General features: G+C 70.6%; 19 protein-coding genes. 9 read left to right on the top strand and 10 right to left on the bottom strand.

Annotation, left to right across the window (positions count from 1 at the left end; all coding sequences use genetic code 11):
• Nucleotides 1–10: 10 nt before the first annotated feature.
• Nucleotides 11–1,552, bottom strand: coding sequence for an alkaline phosphatase D family protein (locus tag ACIBI5_RS19925; RefSeq protein WP_397248698.1), 1,542 nt, complete (start codon nucleotides 1,550–1,552; stop codon nucleotides 11–13).
• 243 nt (nucleotides 1,553–1,795) lie between these two features.
• On the opposite strand from ACIBI5_RS19925, the gene ACIBI5_RS19920 reads away from it, so the two are divergent.
• The 3 genes from ACIBI5_RS19920 to ACIBI5_RS19910 all read left to right on the top strand — a co-directional run bounded on the left by ACIBI5_RS19920 (nucleotide 1,796) and on the right by ACIBI5_RS19910 (nucleotide 3,833).
• Nucleotides 1,796–3,073: a Glu/Leu/Phe/Val dehydrogenase gene (locus ACIBI5_RS19920; RefSeq protein ID WP_397248696.1), complete on the top strand. Its 1,278-nt coding sequence runs from the start codon at nucleotides 1,796–1,798 to the stop codon at nucleotides 3,071–3,073.
• Between the two features lie 75 nt (nucleotides 3,074–3,148).
• The gene (locus ACIBI5_RS19915; RefSeq protein WP_397248694.1) at nucleotides 3,149–3,337 is read left to right on the top strand and encodes a hypothetical protein; all 189 of its coding nucleotides are present in this window, start codon (nucleotides 3,149–3,151) and stop codon (nucleotides 3,335–3,337) included.
• Nucleotides 3,338–3,353: 16 nt separating this feature from the next.
• A complete protein-coding gene (locus ACIBI5_RS19910) occupies nucleotides 3,354–3,833 on the top strand; it encodes a cupin domain-containing protein (protein WP_397248692.1) in 480 nt (159 codons plus the stop codon).
• Between the two features lie 3 nt (nucleotides 3,834–3,836).
• Here the strand turns inward: ACIBI5_RS19910 and ACIBI5_RS19905 are convergent, their stop codons facing one another.
• Complete coding sequence (locus ACIBI5_RS19905) at nucleotides 3,837–4,208, bottom strand: VOC family protein (RefSeq protein WP_397248690.1); 372 nt, start codon at nucleotides 4,206–4,208, stop codon at nucleotides 3,837–3,839.
• A 170-nt stretch (nucleotides 4,209–4,378) separates the two neighbouring features.
• Between ACIBI5_RS19905 and ACIBI5_RS19900 the strand changes: the two genes are divergently transcribed.
• Genes ACIBI5_RS19900 through ACIBI5_RS19890 form a run of 3 tightly spaced genes read left to right on the top strand, consistent with a single transcriptional unit; the run spans nucleotide 4,379 to nucleotide 7,607 of the window.
• A complete protein-coding gene (locus tag ACIBI5_RS19900; protein ID WP_397248688.1) occupies nucleotides 4,379–5,758 on the top strand; it encodes an APC family permease in 1,380 nt (459 codons plus the stop codon).
• Entirely contained in the window at nucleotides 5,755–6,765 is a 1,011-nt protein-coding gene (locus ACIBI5_RS19895) for an acetamidase/formamidase family protein (RefSeq protein ID WP_397248686.1), read from the top strand. The genes ACIBI5_RS19900 and ACIBI5_RS19895 overlap by 4 nt, the downstream gene beginning before the upstream one ends.
• Nucleotides 6,766–6,818: 53 nt before the next feature.
• Nucleotides 6,819–7,607, top strand: a complete 789-nt coding sequence (locus ACIBI5_RS19890) for a trypsin-like serine peptidase (RefSeq protein WP_397248684.1) — start codon at nucleotides 6,819–6,821, stop codon at nucleotides 7,605–7,607.
• On the opposite strand, the gene ACIBI5_RS19885 is transcribed toward ACIBI5_RS19890, so the two are convergent.
• Genes ACIBI5_RS19885 through ACIBI5_RS19875 form a run of 3 tightly spaced genes read right to left on the bottom strand, consistent with a single transcriptional unit; the run spans nucleotide 7,591 to nucleotide 9,736 of the window.
• Nucleotides 7,591–8,481, bottom strand: coding sequence for a Gfo/Idh/MocA family protein (locus ACIBI5_RS19885; RefSeq protein WP_397248682.1), 891 nt, complete (start codon nucleotides 8,479–8,481; stop codon nucleotides 7,591–7,593). The two genes, ACIBI5_RS19890 and ACIBI5_RS19885, sit on opposite strands and share 17 nt — an antisense overlap.
• Nucleotides 8,478–9,389, bottom strand: coding sequence for an NAD-dependent epimerase/dehydratase family protein (locus ACIBI5_RS19880; RefSeq protein WP_397248680.1), 912 nt, complete (start codon nucleotides 9,387–9,389; stop codon nucleotides 8,478–8,480). The genes ACIBI5_RS19885 and ACIBI5_RS19880 overlap by 4 nt, the downstream gene beginning before the upstream one ends.
• Before the next feature lie 2 nt (nucleotides 9,390–9,391).
• Nucleotides 9,392–9,736 carry a YrdB family protein gene (locus ACIBI5_RS19875; RefSeq protein ID WP_397248678.1) on the bottom strand — a complete coding sequence of 115 codons (345 nt, stop codon included), beginning with the start codon at nucleotides 9,734–9,736 and terminating at the stop codon, nucleotides 9,392–9,394.
• Between the two features lie 121 nt (nucleotides 9,737–9,857).
• Here ACIBI5_RS19875 and ACIBI5_RS19870 point away from each other — a divergent pair, with 121 nt between their 5' ends.
• Nucleotides 9,858–10,571: a TetR/AcrR family transcriptional regulator gene (locus ACIBI5_RS19870; protein ID WP_397248676.1), complete on the top strand. Its 714-nt coding sequence runs from the start codon at nucleotides 9,858–9,860 to the stop codon at nucleotides 10,569–10,571.
• Here ACIBI5_RS19870 and ACIBI5_RS19865 read toward each other — a convergent pair.
• The 5 genes from ACIBI5_RS19865 to ddaH form a co-directional block, all read right to left on the bottom strand.
• Nucleotides 10,537–11,133, bottom strand: coding sequence for a TetR/AcrR family transcriptional regulator (locus ACIBI5_RS19865; protein ID WP_397248674.1), 597 nt, complete (start codon nucleotides 11,131–11,133; stop codon nucleotides 10,537–10,539). The two genes, ACIBI5_RS19870 and ACIBI5_RS19865, sit on opposite strands and share 35 nt — an antisense overlap.
• A gap of 9 nt (nucleotides 11,134–11,142) precedes the next feature.
• Nucleotides 11,143–13,416: a PEP/pyruvate-binding domain-containing protein gene (locus ACIBI5_RS19860; protein WP_397248672.1), complete on the bottom strand. Its 2,274-nt coding sequence runs from the start codon at nucleotides 13,414–13,416 to the stop codon at nucleotides 11,143–11,145.
• Nucleotides 13,413–14,747 (bottom strand): MFS transporter, encoded by a 1,335-nt coding sequence (locus tag ACIBI5_RS19855; protein ID WP_397248670.1) that lies wholly within the window; start codon nucleotides 14,745–14,747, stop codon nucleotides 13,413–13,415. The genes ACIBI5_RS19860 and ACIBI5_RS19855 overlap by 4 nt, the downstream gene beginning before the upstream one ends.
• Nucleotides 14,748–14,879: 132 nt before the next feature.
• Nucleotides 14,880–16,586, bottom strand: coding sequence for a 2-isopropylmalate synthase (leuA, locus tag ACIBI5_RS19850; RefSeq protein ID WP_397248668.1), 1,707 nt, complete (start codon nucleotides 16,584–16,586; stop codon nucleotides 14,880–14,882).
• Nucleotides 16,587–16,749: 163 nt separating this feature from the next.
• A complete protein-coding gene (ddaH, locus tag ACIBI5_RS19845) occupies nucleotides 16,750–17,493 on the bottom strand; it encodes a dimethylargininase (protein ID WP_397248666.1) in 744 nt (247 codons plus the stop codon).
• A gap of 38 nt (nucleotides 17,494–17,531) precedes the next feature.
• Here ddaH and ACIBI5_RS19840 point away from each other — a divergent pair, with 38 nt between their 5' ends.
• Entirely contained in the window at nucleotides 17,532–17,777 is a 246-nt protein-coding gene (locus ACIBI5_RS19840) for a DUF2630 family protein (protein ID WP_397248664.1), read from the top strand.
• A 24-nt stretch (nucleotides 17,778–17,801) separates the two neighbouring features.
• Nucleotides 17,802–18,785: a GNAT family N-acetyltransferase gene (locus ACIBI5_RS19835; protein WP_397248662.1), complete on the top strand. Its 984-nt coding sequence runs from the start codon at nucleotides 17,802–17,804 to the stop codon at nucleotides 18,783–18,785.
• Nucleotides 18,786–18,808: the final 23 nt, after the last annotated feature.

Raw genomic sequence — 18,808 nt, 5'->3', positions numbered from 1 at the left:
ATAATGGTTTTCATGTTAGATGTACAGTGTCGATGGGTTTGACCGTGTTGTCCGTTGCCTCGTACCAGGTGACCGAGTTCGGGAAGGTCAGGACGGCCAGCGCGTTCTGGAACCACGGCCCGTGCGTCACCCTCCACCGGATCGGCGGGCGCGGGATGCGGGCGAGCCTGGCCAGCGTCCCCCCGATCAGCGTGGCGATGCCGAACTGGGTGAACACGTTGGCCAGCCGCAGCAGCCTGCTGAGCGGGTTGCGGATGGGCGAGCAGACCAGCTGGGTGATGTTGCGGGACTTGGCGACGTAGGAGTAGTGGACGTCACCGGACAGGATCATCACCGGCACGCCCGTCTTCAGCAGGAGCTTGGCCAGCGCGTCGAACGAACGCCGGAACGCCGCCCAGTGCTCCAGGTCGAATGCCTGCCGGAACATCTCCGAGAGCCGCGCGACCGGCTTGCCCCACTTGCCGTCACACAGCGCCTCGTTCCAGTTCTGCACGGAATGCACGCCCTCGGGCAGCATGAACGGGATCGACGAGCCGATGATCAGCCGCTCGGCCGGCAGCGCGACCTGCTCCTCCAGCCAGGCCCACTCGACGTCGTCGAGCATGCGCCGGTCGCCCGGCGTGAGCTGGCGGGCGCAGCGGGTGTCGACGATGAGCAGCCGGGTGTGGCCGAGGTCGCGGGCATAGCTCCACCGGTTGCTGCTCGGCTCGGCGTCGGCCCGCTCGGCGAAGGCGTCCAGGCGTTCGGAGCCCGCGCCCTTCAAGAGGTCCTGCAGCAGCGGATCGGAGGCCCGCTCGGCCGGCGAGAGGTTGCCCAGGTGCTGGTAGACCCAGTACGCGCCGAGCCCGGAGATCACCCGGTGCTTCCACCAGGGCACGCCGGCCATGGTCTCGCGCCAGGTCTGGGAGGTGTTCCAGTCGTCGCGCACGTCGTGGTCGTCGAAGATCATGGCGGTCGGCACCGTGGACAGGAGCCAGCGCAGCTCCGGCTCGGTCCAGGCCAGCCGGTAGAGCTCGGCGTACTCCTCGAAGTCGGCGATCTCGTCCTGCGGCGCGGTGGTGCGCCGGGCGCGGATGTAGTCGAGCATCTCGGGCGAGGGGTTGTCGGCGTAGACCTGGTCGCCAAGAAGCAGCAGCAGGTCGGGCCAGGTGGGGTCGTCGGCGGTCTCGAGGTGGTCGCCGTAGGCGCGCAGCACGTCGGGGCCGTGCGTGCGCACGTGCGCCGCGTCATGGGGCACGCTGGTACGGCAGGAGCCGAACGCCAGCCGGCGCGGCCCCTCGGGCGGAATCAACCGGATCCGGCTGGGCGCGCGGCCCTCCAGCGGCCAGACGGGGGTTCCGTCCAGCTCGACCCGGTACTCCGGCACGTCCCGTGTCAGCTCGGTGAGATCGACGATGGCGTAGTGGTGGCCGTGCACGGTGAACGTCGGCGAGGAGTGCTCCCCGTCGCGTGTCGAGACCGTGACCTGGCATGGCTCGTCGGTTTCCACCCATATGGACGCGCTGGTCTCATCGACGTAGCGCAGCATGGGACCGATCACCAACCCGGGCATCCCACCCCCTCATGTGACAGTTCGGCGAAGAGCTTCTACCCAGCCTGCCAGTGTGGCACGTTCCCTGAGCGACGATCACGCGCTTGGATTTGTCCACAACGGATCGGCTGCGAATCTGGACAGAATCCCTACACAATTCGAAACCACTCGATATAGGCTGATCACGACAAGAACGTCCAAATGGATCGAGCAACGGCGCTTAATCCACTGATTTGGGCGTACATAACAGGAGGATTTCCTTCCATGAGCATCATGGTGCCGTCAAAGACGCCGGCCCTGATCACCCCTGGACAACAGGCTCTCGACTCCGCTCTGCACCAGCTCGGCCACGCGGCCGAGCACCTCGGTCTCGACGACGGGCTGCGCACGATGCTGGCCACGCCACGCCGTTCGCTGACCGTCTCCGTGCCGGTCCGCCGTGAGGACGGCCGCATGGACGTGGTCCAGGGCTTCCGTGTCCAGCACAACGTATCGCGCGGCCCCGCCAAGGGCGGCATCCGCTTTCATCCCAGCACCGACATCCACGAGGTCACCGCGCTGGCGATGTGGATGACGTGGAAGTGCGCGCTGGTCGGCATCCCGTACGGCGGCGCCAAGGGCGGCGTCTCCGTGGACCCGGCCGCGCTGACCACCCGCGAACTGGAGCGGCTCACCCGCCGCTACGTCAACGAGATTTTGCCGCTCATCGGTCCGGAGAAGGACATCCCCGCCCCCGACGTCGGCACCGACGAGCAGACCATGGCGTGGATCATGGACACCTACAGCGTCAACGCGGGCTACTCGGTGCCCGGCGTCGTCACCGGCAAGCCGATGACGCTCGGCGGCTCCCTCGGCCGTGCGGGGGCGACCTCGCGCGGCGTGCAGATCGCGGCCCTGGCCGCGCTCGGCCGCTCGCCGGAGGGCGTGAGCGTGGCCGTGCAGGGATTCGGCAAGGTGGGCGCGCCGGCCGCGCAGTACCTCGCCGACGTGGGCTGCAAGGTCGTGGCCGTCTCCGACGTGCGCGGCGCGATCTACTCGCCGTCCGGCCTGGACATCGCCGATCTGCGCGCCCACAGCGCCGAGACCGGCAGCGTGTACGGCTACCGCCACGCCGACGCCATGAGCCACGCCGACCTGTTCGAGCTGGACGTGGACCTGCTGATCCCGGCGGCGCTGGAAGGTGTGATCACCGAGGAGAACGCCCCGAGGGTCCGCGCCCGCCTCATCGTCGAGGGGGCCAACGGCCCGACCACCCCGGAGGCCGACGAGATCCTCGCCGCCTCCGGCACCACCGTCGTGCCGGACATCCTGGCCAACGCGGGCGGGGTGATCGTGTCGTACCTGGAGTGGGTGCAGAACATGCAGGCCTTCTCCTGGAGCGCCGCCGAGGTCGAGATGAAGCTGCGCGACCTGATGCAGAGCGCGTACGGCGAGGTGAAGTCGCTGGCCGCGGAGAAGAGCCTGACGCTGCGCCAGGCCGCCCACGTCATCGGCGTGGGCCGGGTGGCCGAGGCGCACCAGATGCGCGGCCTCTACCCGTGAGCGCGACTTAAGTAGGTGGCGCGACCGCCCTGGGACCGATGTTCCGGTCCCGGGGCGGCTGCGAGGCTGGGCCCCATGAGAGCAATCGTGGGGGTCATCCTCCTCATCCAAGGGGTGGCCGGCTTCGTCGGCCTCACGTTCTTCGACTCCAAGTGGGGTCTGCTGCACCGCGTCGCCGAGGTCCCGAACTGGGGCTACCTGGGCATCGCGCTGGTGGGGGCCGGCCTGGTCATGTGGGGTGAGTCGGCGAAGAAGAAGAGCTGACCCGTACGCTCTGACCATGACCTACCCGGATCCGATCTACCACGGTGACCAGGGCGAGAAGAGCGCCCTGCACCGGCCCGCGGGCCACGCGCCCGAACTCGTCTACCCCAACGGCAACGAGGTCCACTACATCGCCACCGGCGCCTCGACCGGCGGCCTGTTCGGCCTCTACCGCTGGGTCATGGGACCGACGCCCAGCGGGCCGGGCCCCCACTTCCACAAGACGATCACGGAGTCGTTCTACGTGCTGCGCGGCACGATCCGCATCTTCAACGGCGACCAGTGGCTGGAGACCGAGCCGGGCGACTGGGTCCACGTCCCGGCCGGGGGCATCCACGGCTTCAGGAACGAGTCCGGCGAACCCGCCGAGATGCTCCTGCACTTCTCCCCGGGCGCGCCTCGCGAGGGGTACTTCGAGGGCCTGGTGGAGTCGGCGGACATGACCGACGAGGAGCGTGCCGCGTTCTACCTGCGCCATGACAACTACTGGCTGTAGGGATCAGGCGTACGGCGCGGTGATGACCTCCATGTTGTGGCCGTCGGGGTCGTCGAAGTAGACGCCGCGCCCGCCGTACAGGTGGTTGATCTCGCCGGGGGTGTGGTGGCCCGGGTCGGCCCAGAACTCCAGGCCCGCCTCCTCGATGCGCGCGAAGATCGCGTCGAACTCCGGCTCGCTGACGATGAAGCAGTAGTGGTTCGGCTGGATCGACGTGGCTTCCATGTAGTCGAGCGTGACGCCGTTGGAGGTCTCCAGCGGCGTGAACGGCCCCCAGTCCTTGCCCACCGGGAGGCCGAGGATCCTGCCCAGGAACTCGGCGGAGGCACGCTTGTTCCGGCTCTGCACAATCGTGTGGTTCAAGTCGACTGCCATATCACCCAAGCTATGCCCGGCCCGGCCCCGATGCCAGGCGGCCGGGCGGGCTTGGCGCGTCGGCCCACGAGCCCCATAAGTCCATAATTGCCCCTTTCGCGTGAATGCACCGCCGGTAGATACTCGCGATCATCAAGCCCCTACAGGGGCTCCATGAGAGGACCGGCAACATGCCCACACCCCCCACCACCGTGGAGCAGTTCGGCTACCGCCAAGAGCTCCAGCGATCCCTGGGCTTCGCGGATCTGATGATCTACGGGCTCATCTTCATGGTGCCGATCGCGCCGTTCGGCATCTTCGGCAGCGTCTTCTCGGCCTCCGGCGGCATGGTCGCCCTGGCCTACGTCGTCGGCATGGTCGCGATGGCGTTCACGGCGCTGTCGTACGCCCAGATGGCGCGGGCCTTCCCGATGGCCGGATCGGTCTACACCTACGCCGGCCGCGGCATCACCGCCCCCGTCGGGTTCATCGCCGGATGGGCGATCCTGCTCGACTACCTGCTGGTGCCCGGCCTCCTGTACCTGGTCGCCGGCGTGGCCATGAACTCCTTCGTGCCCGTCATCCCGGTATGGGGATGGGTGGTGGTCTTCGTGGCCCTCAACACCGTGGTCAACTACCTGGGCATCCAGATGACCGTGCGCATCACCCGGATCATGCTGGTCGCCGAGCTGATCGTGCTCGCGATCTTCCTGGTGGTCGGCGTGGTCGCGCTGGCCCAGGGCAAGGCGCAGACGGGCGCGCTGACCCCGCTCTTCGACTCCTCGACGTTCACCCTGCCGCTGGTGTTCGGGGCCGCGTCGGTGGCGGTGCTGTCCTTCCTCGGCTTCGACGGCATCTCGACACTGGCCGAGGAGAGCCGCGAGGACGGCAGGCGGCTGGGCCGTTCCATGGTGGCCGCGCTCGCGCTGGCGGCCGTGCTGTTCGTGGCGCAGACCTGGGTGGCGGCGCTGCTCACGCCCAACCGGGCCACGCTGCTGGAGAAGGGCGACCCGGCTGGCAGCGCCTTCTACGACACCGCGGCCTTCGCCGGCGGTCCCTGGCTGGCCACGCTCACCGCCGTAGCCACCGCGATCGCCTGGGGCTTCGCCAACTCGCTCGTCGCCCAGGCGGCCACGTCCCGGCTGCTGTTCGCGATGGCCCGCGACCGTCAGCTGCCCGCGTTCCTGTCGCGCGTCCACCCCCGCCACAAGGTCCCGGTCAACGCCACGCTCGCGGTCGCCGCGCTCTCGCTCGCGCTGGGCGTCTACATGAGCACCCGCGAGGACGGCATCCCGCTGATGAGCTCGCTGGTCAACTTCGGCGCGATGACCGCCTTCCTGCTGCTGCACGTCGCCGTCGTGGTCCACTATCTGCTACGGCAGCGCAGCTCCAACCTGATCGCCCACCTCCTGGTCCCGTTGCTGGGATTCGCGATCCTGGTCTTCGTCGTCGTCAACGCGAACGTGGCCGCGCAGCGGCTGGGGTTCGCCTGGCTCGGGCTGGGCCTGGTGGTCCTGGCCGTCACCTACATCGTGGGCCGCCGCCCGCGCCTGCCGAAAGAGGTCGTGTGAACATCCACCCCTACCGCCCCGGGCCGGACGAGCTGAGCTACACCTTCGGCGGCCGGGCCCCGGTCGGCGAGGTACGGCCCGGCACGATCCTGGAGCTCTACACCGAGGACTGCTTCGGCGGCCGGGTGCGGACCGTGGACGACCTGCCGTCACAGGTGTGCGAGTTCCCCTATCTCAACCCGGTGACCGGCCCCTTCCACGTGGCAGGCGCCGAGCCCGGCGACACGATCGCGCTGCACTTCGTCTCGATCACCCCGGCCCGCGACTGGGCGATGTCCACGACGTTCCCGCACTTCGGGGCGCTGACAGCCACCCACACGACCGCGATGCTGCATCCGGCGCTGGAGGAACGGGTCTGGCGCTACGACCTGGACCTGGAACGCGGCGTGGCCGTCTACCGGGCCAGGAAGAGCGACTTCACCGTCGAGCTGCCCCTGGACCCCATGCACGGAACCGTCGGCGTCGCCCCGGCGGCCGGTGAGGTCAAGATGACGATCACGCCCGACGCCCACGGCGGCAACATGGACACCCCGGAGCTGCGCGCCGGCGTCACGGTCTACCTGGGCGTCAACGTCGAGGGCGGCCTGTTCGCCATCGGCGACGGGCACGGCCGCCAGGGCCACGGCGAGGTGTGCGGCACCGCGCTGGAGGCCGCGATGAACACCGTCGTCGCGGTCGACCTGATCAAGGGCGTGGGCACGCCGTGGCCGCGCATGGAGGACGACCTGCACCTGATGTCCACGGGCTCGGCCCGCCCCCTGGAGGACGCCTACCGCGTCAGCCAGCACGACCTGGTCACCTGGTCGGCCGAGCTGACCGGGCTGGAGACGCTGGACGCCTACCAGCTCATCAGCCAGGCGGGCCAGGCGCCGGTCGGCAACGTGTGCGACACCAACTACACGATGGTCGCCAAGGTCGCCAAGGCCCACCTGAAGGATCCGGCCGCCTACGGCTCCGCCCACGCCCGGCTGCGGGCCCTCGGCGCGGAGTATCTTTCTTCGCGCTGAAAGGCGAGTGTCGCAGGTCAGGGTAATGATCACCTTCGATCTACAGTGGAGGCGTGCTCCGGCTGCTGCTGTCCATGACCCTGCTCAACCCGACGGCCGAGCCACCCCTCGACGCCGTTCCCGCCACCCACGTGCTCACCCCCGGCGGCGACCGGCTGGGGTACGCCCCGGCCGGCCGCGCCCGGCCCGACACCGGTGTGCTGATCGGCCACGACCCGGTGGCGGGGACGGCCGTGATGTGCGGCGGCGCCGTCCTGAGGTCACGGAGCAGGAGCCTGGTCCTGACCGCGGCGCACTGCCTCTACCACCGGGGCAGGCCGCTGCGCGGACTGGTGTTCATGCCCGGCTACGACGGGGGGCGGGCGCCCATGGGCGTATGGCCCGCCGTGCGTACCTGGGTGCCCTCGGGGTGGCGCGACCGGCCGGACTCCCCCGCCCGGCTGCCCTACGACGTCGCGCTGGTCGGCGTCGCCGGGAAGGGGCGTTCGACCCTGGAGTCGGTGGCCGGGCGCGGGCTGCGGCCGGTGGCGCGCGGGACGCTGTCGCGGCGCCGGGCACTGGACCTGCTCGGGTATCCGGCCGGGCGGCGCTATCCGGGCACGCGGCTCTACCACTGCCTGGGGCAGGCGGCGCCGTACCGGGGAGTGCTCGTCACGCACAACTGTCACGCGTCCGGCGGCGGGAGCGGCGGCCCGGCCCTGTACGGCGGGGCCGTGGCGGGCGTGGTCTCCTCCTCGAGCCCGCTGTCGGACCCGGCCGGGTTCACGGTGCTGGCGCCGCTGGACTCGCAGCCCTTCGCCCGCATGCTGAGCAGGGCCGACCGCGTCATGCGGCGTGGCTGACGATCTCCTCGCAGATCGCGTGGCTGACCAGCGCGTCACCGGCGTCCAGGACGCGGCCCTCGCGCACGGCGGCCAGGAAGTCCAGCGTGATCTGCTCGATGCCGCGCTGCCGTGAGACCGGCACCCAGTCGGGACGGCGGCGCAGGACCTCGCCGGACCCGGTGTAGTCGACGACGTCGCCGAGGTTGACCACGCGGCGCTTGACGCCGTCGCCCATGACCTCGCAGCTCTCCTCCGAGGCGCCGCTGAGCCGGTTCATGACGCCGATGGCGGTGAAGCCGTCGCCGGACAGCTCCAGCGTCACGTGCTCGACCTGGCCGGCGCGGACCCGGGTGCGGATGCGGGTGCCGCTCACCTCGCCGGGGGCCAGGAAGCGCAGGGTGTCGACGACGTGGATGAAGTCGTCGAACATGACCGGGCGGGGAGCGTCGGGGTGGTTCTCGCGGTTCTTCTGCATGATCACCAGGTGCCTGGGCAGCTCGGCCAGGCCGGCGTAGCCGGGGGCGTACCGGCGGTTGAATCCGACCTTCAGCGAGCGTCCGGCCTCGCGCGCCAGGCTCACCAGCCGCTCGCAGTCGGCGAGGTTGTCGGCGATCGGCTTGTCCACGTAGACGTGGACGCCCGCGCGCAGGAGGGTGTCCACGATCTTGGGGTGGGCGCTCGTGGCGGCGTGGACGAACGCCGCGTCGAGCCCCTCCTCGACCACCTGCTCGACCGTGGTGAAACGTTTGGCGATCCGGTGGACCGCGCCCAGGCGGTCGAGCGTTCCGGCGTTGCGGGTGCACAGGTGGAGGTCGAGGCCGGGCTGGGCGGCCAGCACGGGGAGATAGGCCTTCTCCGCGATGTCGCCCAGGCCGATCATGGCAATCTTCATCCGGCCAGGCTAGCCTTCAGCGCCTCGTCGATCGGCGTGGGCGCGACGTCGAAGGTGCGCTGGAAGGCGCTGGAGTCGAGCACGAAGGGCGCGACGAACTGGTAGCGGATGTGGCGGAACTCGCCGATCAACGGGTTGAACAGCCCGGCGACCCGAAGGACCGGCCACGGCAGCGCGCTCATCTTGGGCTCGGGGCGGCCGAGGACGGCGGCCATGCCCGCGCCGATCTGCCGGAAGGTCATCGGCTCGTTCGTGGGCACGTGCCAGGCCTTGCCCCAGGCCCGCTCGTCGGCGGCGGCGGTGATGAGCGCGTCGGCGACGTCGGGCAGGTAGGTCCAGCTGTGCGGCACGTCGGCCGGCCAGACGAGCTGGATGGTCTTGCCCGCCTTGAGCGGGTCGATGAAGCGCCCGCCCAGGTACGACTGGTCGGTGGCGCCGGGGCCGAAGAAGTCGGAGCCGCGCACCTCGGTCACCCGGATGCGGCCGGCCTCGTGCAGGGCCAGCGCGTCCTGCCACATCTTCGCCCTGACCATGGCCTTGGGGCTGCGCGAGGCCAGCGGGAGGTCCTCGGTCATGGGGCCGTCGACGGGTCCGTAGGGGTAGAGGTTGCCGAGGATGGCCAGCACGGCGCCGGTGGACTCGGCGGCGGCCAGGAACGCCGCGGACATCGGCGGCCAGTCGGTGAGCCAGCGGTGGTACTTCGGATTGACGCAGTTGTAGAGGGCTTCCGCGCCCTTGGCCGCCTCGGTCAGCCGGACGGCGTCGGCCACGTCCGCAGCCACCTTGACGACGCCTTCCGGGCCGCTGCCCGATCGGGTGACGACCGTGACGTCCTGGCCGAGGTCGCGGAGCTTGACGGCGAGGTGGGTCCCGACCTGGCCGGAACCGACGATGACGTGCTTACCCATGATCAGGCCTGCTTCCAGATGAGGCGGAGGGTCGCGTTGACGGCGAAGAGGATCGCGAAGACGGCGGCCGGAGCGGCGGCGCCGGCGGCGTAGAGTGCGGCGGCCCCGCCGCCGAACCAGAGGATCTCCAGGACGCCCCGCCAGATCCCGGTGGCCGGGAAGGTGGCGTTGACCCCGCCACCGGCGCCGAACAACGCCCAGGCGGCGATGAAGAGGGCCGGCGCGCCGAGCCCGGCGAGCGTGTTGATGATCCAGTTCGAGCTCACGGTGAAGCCCCAGTATCCGACTGCGGCGATGACGCCGAGTTCCAGGAGGAACATCAGCACCATGTTCGCGTTCTTCATCATCTTTGGGACTCCAACCTTCGTGACTGCCGTTCGCTTACGAGAGCAATGCTCTCTCAAAAGAGCACCTTTCGTCAAGAGCGGTGCTCTCGTTTATTCTCACCGCTCTGGTAACGTGCTGAGCATGACCGCTAGCAGGACCGCCAGAGAACGCGTCCGAGCCGAGCTCACCAAGGAGATCGCCGACATCGCCCGGCGCCAGCTCGCCACAGAAGGGGCCGGCGGACTGTCGTTGCGCGCCGTGGCCCGCGAGATGGGCATGGTCTCCTCGGCCATCTACCGCTACTTCCCCAGCCGGGACGACCTGCTGACCACTCTGATCATCGACGGATACAACGCGATCGGGGAATGCGTGGAACAGGCCGACGCCGCCACCGAGCGGGGCGACCACCTGGGCCGCTGGCTGGCAGTCTGCCATGCCGTACGCGACTGGGCGCTGACCAACCCCCACGAGTACGCCCTGCTGTACGGCTCGCCCGTACCCGGCTACCAGGCGCCGATGGACACCGTGGAGGCGGCGGTCCGCGACACGGTCGTCTTCGGCCGCATCCTGTCCGAGGCCCACGAGGCGGGCGTCCTCGATCCCCCCGACATCGCGCCCGCTCCCCCGCCGTCGCTAGCCGAGGACGCCGCGCTGGTCCGCGCCGTCATGCCGGGGATCTCCGACCTGGTCGTCTTCCGCGCGATCAACGCCTGGACCGGCCTGTTCGGCTGGGTCAGCTTCGAGCTGTTCGGCCAGTTCAACAACACGCTGGACAACCGCAGGACCGCCTTCGAGCACGCCATGCTCAACAACGCCGCCCTCATGGGGCTGGGCATCCCAGAAGCGGCACGATGATCTCGTCGACCACCTCGACGATGAGCGTGTCGGGGATCGGCGGCCCGTTGAACAGGAAGTACTGCCTGATCATCGCCTGACCCACGTCCAGCCGGCGAGGGGTGACCGCGCCGGCCTCGACCTCGCCGCGCTCGACCGCGCGGCGGACCACCTCGTGCATCATCCTGCGCCCCGCGCCCTGGGAGTTCTCGCGCAGCGCGGCGCCCCGGCCGCGGTCGCCGAGCGCCTCGCTGAGCAGCCCGCGCATGGCCTCGCCGGGGGCTCCGTCCAGCGCGGCCGCGGTGTGGCGGAGCACGGCCAGCAGGTCGCCGCGCAGGCTGCCGGTGTCGGCCACGTCGGAGGGGTCGGGCAGGACGGAGTAGACCGCCGCCATCACCAGCTCCAGCCGGGTCGGCCAGCGGCGATACAGCGAGGCCTTGCCGGTCCTGGCCCGCTCGGCGACCCGTTCCATGGTCAGCTTGGCGTAGCCGACCTCGGCCAGCTCGTCGAGCGTCGCCTGGAAGATGGCGGCGTGCAGCGCCTCGCCCCGGCGGCGGGGCTGTTTGCGGTGGTCGGTGACCATGGATGCATCCTATGGAGCCTTGCCGACCGTGCCGGTGTCTCCGTCCACGACGACCATGAGGCCGTCGGTCAGCACCGAGGTGCCCTCGCCGGTGCCCATGACAGCCGGGATGCCGTACTCCCTGGCCACGATCGCCGCGTGCGAGCCGGTGCCGCCGGTGTCCACGACGACCGCGGCGGCCCGCTGGAACAACGGCGTCCACGACGGGTTCGTGTATGGGCAGACCAGCACGTCCCCCGCGGCCAGCCGGCCGAACTCCCCGGGTTCGCGGATCACCTTGACCGGCCCCGTCACCGTGCCGCCGCCGGCCGGGGCGCCGGCGACCAGCGCGGCACCGGCCTTGGGCGCGGGGAAGATCGCGCGGGGGTCGATGAGCCGTACCCCCCGCAGTTCGTCCCGCTTGGCCGCCCTGGCGACGATCGTGGCGCGCAGCCTTTCCCGGTACGGCCCCGCCGCCGGATCCTCGACGCTTTCCAGCTCCTCCAGCCGCAGGTGGAAGACGTCCTCCGGGTCGGCCAGCCCGAGCCGCCTGCCCATCTCCACCAGCGACCGGCGCAGGATGGGCTGCGGCATCGTGAAGGAGAAGTGGCTGTCCTCGCGGAAGGCGAGCCCGGCCCGCGCCGCCCTGACCAGCCGCTCGACGCGCCGCCTGCGCCGCGGCGAGCGCAGCCGGGGATGGCTCAGCAGCCGCTCCAGCGGATCGGGGCCGTGCTCTCGCGCGGCGGGGCTGCTCGCGAGCAGCTTGACCATGTCGAGCACGGTGCCGGGGGCGTCGCTCCAGGTGGGCGGGGTGACGAGGATGGGGCTGGCGGTCTCCCGATGCCCGTACTCAGCAAGGAAGGCCTGAAATTTCAGGTCGAAGTCGGAGTCGTGGAGATGGGCGGCCAGCTCCTCCAGCCCCCGGTTGGCGTCCTCCGTCCGGCTGCCGCCACCCGTGATCACCGTCCCGAAGTGCTTGCCCAGCCGGTACATCTTCAACGTCACCAGCAGGCGCGCCAGCGCCAGACCGGTGCCCGGCAGGTAGTCGATGCGCAGGTCGGCCACCGGCCCCACCAGGTCGAGCGCCCGCCGGGGCATGGCCCGCAGCTCCGGCCACGGCAGCGCCGCCAGGTCGATCGCCGCCAGCTCCCGCTCGCGTTCCAGGAAGGCGACGAAGCGCGGGTCGCGCGTCCAGGTGGCCGGGTCGAACCGGCGAGCCTTGCGCAGCACGCGGAACGGCAGCCCCAGCAGCCGCGGGCTGGGCCGGGGCGTGGGCGGGACCATCCGGTAGACGACGCCGTCCTCCTCCCTCAGGAAGCCGTCGAACGCGCCCCGGATGCCGAAGTCGGCGGCCACCCTGGCCATCAGTCCGGCGGGGCCGTGCGGGAGCCAGGTCGTCATGTCGATCGGGTAGGGGCGCACCGGCAGATACTCCAGCAGGATCCCGGCGATGCGGCGTTCGACGGGGTTGAGCCTGCGGCCCAGCGGAGGCGGCGGGAGCGCGGTCATCGGGCGGGCCTGCAGCAGGCTGACCCGACCTTCCGCGTAGGCCCATTCGAGGTCCATGGGGCGGCCGAAGTGGCCGGCCACCCGGACGCCGAGCTCGGCCAGCTCGCGCAGGGCCGTCTCGGGCAGGCGTTCGGCCCGGTCTTCCTCACGGGTCTCGGTGGTGCCGCCGCCCGCCGTACCTCTGATGACCACCTCGCGGCGGCCCGCGCGGAAGGCGGTGAGACGGCCCGCGCGGTCGAGCACGTAGTGGTCGGGGGTGACGCGGCCGGAGACGACGGCCTCGCCGAGGCCGCTGCTGGCGTCCACGACCAGCGTGGCGCGCTCGCCCGTGACGGGGTCGGCGGTGAACATGACGCCCGCCGACTCCGCCTCCACCATGCTCTGCACGACGACCGCGATGCGCACGTCGGCGTCGGGGATGCCGAGCCTGGCCCGGTAGGCGACGGCGCGCTCGGTGAACAGCGAGGCCCAGCATCGGCGGACCGCGTCCAGGAGCGGGTCCTCGCCGATGACGTTCAGGAAGGTGTCCTGCTGGCCGGCGAACGCGGCGCCGGGCAGGTCCTCGGCGGTGGCGCTGGAGCGCACGGCCACCGGCCCGCCGCCGAGCGCGGCGTAGGCGGCGGCGATCTCCCGCCTGAGGCCGCCGGACATCTCGGTGCCCGCGGCGGTCGTGACGACGAACCCGTCCGGGACCGGCAGCCCGAGCCGGACCAGTTCCCCCAGGTTGGCGCCCTTGCCGCCGGCCCGATCGAGGTCGGCGCGGCCGAAGTCGCGCAGGGGTGCGACGCGTGTCATACGTTCTCCTCCACATGGGATCTGGTACGCAGCGGGCGTACGGGCAGCGCGAGCGCGAGCAGGAACGCCACCCCGAGCAGCGGCGCCATCATGGCGAAGACCGGCGGCACGGCCTCGGCGAACCCGGCTCCGGCCAGCCGCAGCGTGATCAGGGCCCCGACCACCGCCACCCCCGCCGATGCCCCGATCTGCCGCAGGAACGTCACCGCCGAGGTGGCCGTCCCGAGGTCGGCGTGGACGACCGTGTTCTGCGCGACCAGCACCATGACCTGCATGACGAGCCCGACGCCGAGCCCGGTCAGCAGCATCACCGCGGCGATCGCCACCGCGCCCTCGGCCACGGCCAGCAGCCCGAGTCCGAGCGCGGCCACGAGCGCGCCCGCCACGGGGTACGGCTTGTAGCGCCCGGTCCTGGTGATCAGGCGGCCGGAGACGATCGTGGTGGCCAGCACGCCGCCCATGAGCGCGGTGACCAGCAGCCCGGCCTGGGTGGCGGTGGTGCCGAGCGCGATCTGCAGGTAGGCGGGCATGTAGGTGATCGTGCCGAACAGCGCGAACCCGATGAGAAAGCTGATCGCCACCGGTACGGCGAAGCCCCGGTCGCGAAAGAGCCGCAAAGGCAGGATGGGATCGGCCGCCCGCCGCGCCGTGATCAGCCACGCTCCGGCGCCTGCGGCCGCGAGCGCGAGGTAGACCGGCTCTCCGGTCTGCCCGAGCAGCACCATCCCGACCACCGCCACGGCCAGCGTGAGCGCGCCCGCCACGTCCAGCGGGGTTCGCGCGCCCGGCCTGGGCAGGTGCAGCGTACGGCTGAGCACCACCAGCGCGAGCAGCCCGAGCGGAGGGTAGATCGCGAAGATCCACCGCCAGCCCACGGTGTCGATGAACAGCCCGCCGACCAGCGGGCCGCCGACGGCTGCCACGACGTAGGCGGCGCCGATGAGGCCGAGGTAGCGGCCCCGTTCCCGGGGACTGACGATCTCGCCGATGATGGCCTGGGCGCCGATCATCAGCCCGCCGCCGCCGATGCCCTGGAGCGCGCGGAAAGCCACGAACTGCGACATCGACCCGGCGACCGAGCACAGGACGGCGCCGGTCACGAAGATCACGATGGCGGCCTGCATGAGGGGCTTGCGGCCGTAGCGGTCGCCCAACTTGCCGTACACGGGCATCACGACCGTGGCCGCGACCAGGTACGCGGTGACGACGGCCGGCATCTGGTCCAGCCCGCCGAGGCTCGCGGCGACGGCGGGCAGGGCGGGCGCCATGATCGTCTGGTCGAGCGCGCCCAGCAGCATGGCCAGCATGAGCCCGGTCAGCGTGAGCCGCACGCCACACCTCCTTAGAGAACGTGTCGTTCTCTAAGGAGAGTAGATGAATTCCCCGTGAATGAAAAGAGCGCTCCGCCGGGCCGGCGGAGCGCTGGGAGAGGATCGCGCGGAGGGGAGTCCTGCGCGCGTGTCCTAGCGGGAGGCGCGGTTGACCGCGGAGATGATCGCCTTGAGCGAGGCGGTCGTGGTGTTGGCGTCGATGCCCACGCCCCACAGGATCCGGCCGTCCACCTCGCACTCCAGGTAGGAGGCCGCCTTGGCGTCGGTGCCCGCGCTCATCGCGTGCTCCACGTAGTCGAGCACGCGTACCTGGATGCCGATGCCGGCGATCGCGTCGATGAAGGCCGAGATGGGGCCGTTGCCGTTGCCCTCGATCTCGCGGATCTCCCCGTCGAGGCGGATGTCGGCGCCGATGCGATCCTGGTCGTCCACGGTCGACTCGTGGCGGTGGGCCATGAGGCTGAGCCGGCCCCAGCGGTTGCCGGGCGTGGGCAGGTACTCGTCCTGGAAGATCTCGAACATCTCGGCCGGCGTGACCTCGCCGCCCTGCGCGTCGGTGCGGGCCTGCACGACCTTGGAGAACTCGATCTGCAGACGGCGCGGCAGGTCGAGCTGGTGGTCGGCCTTCATGATGAAGGCGACGCCGCCCTTGCCGGACTGGCTGTTGACGCGGATGACCGCCTCGTAGCTGCGCCCGATGTCCTTGGGGTCGATCGGCAGGTACGGCACCGCCCACGTGAAGGAGTCGACCGGCACGCCCGCCGCGGCGGCGTCGGCGGCCAGGTGCTCGAAGCCCTTCTTGATGGCGTCCTGGTGGGAGCCGGAGAAGGCGGTGTAGACCAGCTCGCCGCCCCACGGGTGGCGCGGGTGCACGGGCAGCTGGTTGCAGTACTCGGTGACGCGGCGGATCTCGTCGATGTCACTGAAGTCGATCTCGGGGTCGACGCCCTGCGAGAACAGGTTCATGCCCAGGGTCACCAGGCAGACGTTGCCGGTGCGCTCGCCGTTGCCGAACAGGCAGCCCTCGATGCGGTCGGCGCCGGCCATGTAGCCCAGCTCGGCGGCGGCGACCGCGGTGCCGCGGTCGTTGTGGGGGTGCAGCGACAGGACGATCGAGTCGCGCCTGCTCAGGTTGCGGTGCATCCACTCGATCTGGTCGGCGTAGACGTTGGGCGTGGCCATCTCGACGGTGGCGGGCAGGTTGATGATGACCTTGCGGTCGGGGGTGGGCTGCCACACCTCGGTGACCGCGTCGCACACCTCGACGGCGTAGTCCAGCTCGGTCCCGGTGAACGACTCGGGCGAGTACTGGTAGGAGACGTCGACGTCGCCGGCCTCCGCGAGCTTGCGGACGAGCTTGGCGCCCTCGACGGCGATGGCGGTGATGCCCTCGCGGTCCTGGCCGAACACGACGCGGCGCTGGAGCGTGGACGTGGAGTTGTACAGATGGACGATGGCCTGCCTGGCGCCCTGGATGGACTCGAAGGTGCGCTCGATCAGCTCGGGCCTGGCCTGGGTCAGCACCTGGATCACCACGTCGTCCGGGATGCGCCCCTCGTCGATGATCTGGCGAACGAAGTCGAAGTCGGTCTGGCTGGCGGCGGGGAAGCCGACCTCGATCTCCTTGTAGCCCATCCTGACCAGCAGGTCGAACATCTGGAGCTTGCGGTGGGAGTCCATCGGGTCGATCAGCGCCTGGTTGCCGTCACGCAGGTCTACCGCGCACCATCGGGGCGCCTTGGTGATCACCTTGCCGGGCCAGGTGCGGTCGGCGAGCCGGACGGGCTCGAACGCCTGGTAACGCCGGACGGGCATGGAGGTGGGCTGCTGAGCGGTCATCTGAGGTGTCCTCAAAGTCGGTCCGAACGGCCGACGCGCATGGCTCGCTCCGCGACGAGGGAGCCGGCCTGCTTTTAGAGGCCCTCGCCGCGGCAGCTAAGAAGCAGCCCGCGCAGCATGCGATTCACGTTAGCAGACGTCTCGCCGTGCGCCCTCCCCGATCTCACCTGATGAGAACCGAAAGACAGGTCACACAGCCCTCCAGCTTCTCAAACTCCGAGATATCCACGCTCAGGACATGAAGTCCCCTCTTTCGCAGCATGCGGGCTGTTTCCGGGGCGGAGGCCGCCATCAGCACGGTCTCCTCGTCCAGCACGACCACGTGCGAGCCCGCCTCCTCCGGGGGCTCCAGCAGGTCCGGCAGATCCACCAGCGAAGGGTCGCCGATCAGCGTGCCGTCCGGCAGCGCGGTCACGGCCGACTTCAGATGCAGCACCCCGCGCAACTCCACCGGGACCACGCGCCGGTCGGGCAGGTGCCCGGCGAGCTGGGCGATGCCCTCGTCGTTGGTGCGGGCTGAGCGTCCGGCGTACACGGTCGCGCCGACCTGAAGGACGTCGCCGCCGTCGAGCGTGCCGGGCGCCTCGACGGTCACGGCGCGCAACCCCTGGCGCCGCACGACCTCCGCGACCGCCGCCACCTCGGGCCGCCGTTCCGGCGCCCCTGGACGCGTGAGTACGGCCAGCCGCCCGCACACCACCACGGTGTCCTCCACGAACACCGCGTCCGGCAGGTCGTCGGCCCGCGGCACGTGGACCGGGTTCCAGCCCGCCTCCCCCAGCGCGCCGACGTAGGCCGCGTGCTGCTCCAGGGCGAGCGCGTGGTCGACCGCCCGCCGTTCGAGATGGGTGACGATGCCCTCGGCCAGGCGCGAACCAGGTTCCCTTACCACCGCGATACCCCGCATAGGGCGTGTTCTATCACGCGCCGGTTAGAGTCAGGATCATGCAGGATAACGAGATTCTCACCAGGATCAGCGCCCTCGTCGCGGAGGAGCACGAGCTGCGCGACCGCCTGTCCACGGGCGAGGTGACCTCGGAGGAGGAGAACGCGCGGGTCAAGGAGCTGGAGGTCGCGCTGGACCAATGCTGGGACCTGCTCAGGCAGCGCCGGGCCCGCCGGGGCATCGGGGAGAACCCCGACGAGGCGGCCGCCCGCCCGGTCAGCGAGGTCGAGAGCTACCAGCAGTAAAACCGGTGGCGGGAAGAGGCGCGCGTGCGTTTGCCTGACGGCATGACGATCCAGCAAGTAGATCTCGGCGGCCCCCTGGACGAGGTGTACACCGCCTACCGCGCGGCCACCGGCCACCGGCCGGGCCCGGTCATCTCACAGCGCCACTACGAGTGGCTGATGCGCCAGGGCGACTCCGGCTCCCGGGTCGAGGCCTGGGCCGCGGTCGAGGACGGCCAGATCGTCGGCGGTCTCGGCCTGCAGTACCCGCTGCTCGACAACACGCATCTCGTCGTGGTGTTCGAGGCGTTCGTCGTGCCCGGCCACCGGCGGCGGGGCGTCGGCAGGGCGCTGTACGAGCACACGAAGGAGCGGGTCAGGGCCGAGGGCAGAAGGCTGCTGGTCGGCGAGACCGAGAAGACGGGCAGCGGGGCCGCGTTCATCGCCGCGATGGGCGGCCAGGTCGTGCTGCCCGAGGCCCGCCGTACGCTGGACCTGCGTAAGGCCGACTGGCCGGCGATCAGGGCGATGCTGCCGCAGGCCGAGGGCTACCACCTGGAGCGCTTCACCGGCCCCGCGCCCGAGGAACTGCTGGCCGATCTCGCCCAGCTCATCGGCGGCATGAACGACGCGCCCCGCGGCTCGGACATCGAGGAGATGCGCTTCGACACCGGCCGCATGCGCGAGTTCGAGGCGTCGATCGTGCCCAGCGGAAGCGACTCCTACGCCATGATCGCCCGCCGTACCTCCGACGGCGCCCCCGCGGGCTACACGCGCATCTACATCGAGGCCGACCGCTCCGACGGCTGGGCCCGCCAGGCCGACACCACCGTGCTCGCCGCCCATCGCGGCCGCAAGCTCGGGCTGCTGCTGAAGGTCGCCAACCTGCTGTGGCTGCGCGAGAGCGAGCCGCAGGTGGAGCAGGTCGTCACCTGGAACGCCACCTCCAACCGCCACATGCTGGCGATCAACGAGGCGATGGGCTTCGAGCTGCTCGACGAGTGGAGCACCTGGCAAACGGACGTCTGACGTTTCGCCGATGTTAAGCGCAG

This window comes from Nonomuraea sp. NPDC050540 (genome assembly GCF_044457485.1).
GTDB lineage: Bacteria > Actinomycetota > Actinomycetes > Streptosporangiales > Streptosporangiaceae > Nonomuraea.
The sequence above is the reverse complement of the archived record's forward strand: the minus strand, read 5'-3'. Positions and strand labels throughout refer to the sequence as shown.

Excerpts from the sequence above, each read along its gene's own strand:
- ACIBI5_RS19865 (WP_397248674.1), bottom strand. The coding sequence starts at position 11,133 with ATGGTCACCGACCACCGCAAACAGCCCCGCCGCCGGGGCGAGGCGCTG.
- ACIBI5_RS19885 (WP_397248682.1), bottom strand. The coding sequence starts at position 8,481 with ATGAAGATTGCCATGATCGGCCTGGGCGACATCGCGGAGAAGGCCTAT.
- ACIBI5_RS19870 (WP_397248676.1), top strand. The coding sequence starts at position 9,858 with ATGACCGCTAGCAGGACCGCCAGAGAACGCGTCCGAGCCGAGCTCACC.
- ACIBI5_RS19860 (WP_397248672.1), bottom strand. The coding sequence starts at position 13,416 with ATGACACGCGTCGCACCCCTGCGCGACTTCGGCCGCGCCGACCTCGAT.
- ACIBI5_RS19840 (WP_397248664.1), top strand. The coding sequence starts at position 17,532 with ATGCAGGATAACGAGATTCTCACCAGGATCAGCGCCCTCGTCGCGGAG.
- ACIBI5_RS19905 (WP_397248690.1), bottom strand. The coding sequence starts at position 4,208 with ATGGCAGTCGACTTGAACCACACGATTGTGCAGAGCCGGAACAAGCGT.
- ACIBI5_RS19920 (WP_397248696.1), top strand. The coding sequence starts at position 1,796 with ATGAGCATCATGGTGCCGTCAAAGACGCCGGCCCTGATCACCCCTGGA.
- ACIBI5_RS19915 (WP_397248694.1), top strand. The coding sequence starts at position 3,149 with ATGAGAGCAATCGTGGGGGTCATCCTCCTCATCCAAGGGGTGGCCGGC.
- ACIBI5_RS19900 (WP_397248688.1), top strand. The coding sequence starts at position 4,379 with ATGCCCACACCCCCCACCACCGTGGAGCAGTTCGGCTACCGCCAAGAG.
- leuA (WP_397248668.1), bottom strand. The coding sequence starts at position 16,586 with ATGACCGCTCAGCAGCCCACCTCCATGCCCGTCCGGCGTTACCAGGCG.
- ddaH (WP_397248666.1), bottom strand. The coding sequence starts at position 17,493 with ATGCGGGGTATCGCGGTGGTAAGGGAACCTGGTTCGCGCCTGGCCGAG.
- ACIBI5_RS19925 (WP_397248698.1), bottom strand. The coding sequence starts at position 1,552 with ATGCCCGGGTTGGTGATCGGTCCCATGCTGCGCTACGTCGATGAGACC.
- ACIBI5_RS19910 (WP_397248692.1), top strand. The coding sequence starts at position 3,354 with ATGACCTACCCGGATCCGATCTACCACGGTGACCAGGGCGAGAAGAGC.
- ACIBI5_RS19880 (WP_397248680.1), bottom strand. The coding sequence starts at position 9,389 with ATGGGTAAGCACGTCATCGTCGGTTCCGGCCAGGTCGGGACCCACCTC.
- ACIBI5_RS19875 (WP_397248678.1), bottom strand. The coding sequence starts at position 9,736 with ATGATGAAGAACGCGAACATGGTGCTGATGTTCCTCCTGGAACTCGGC.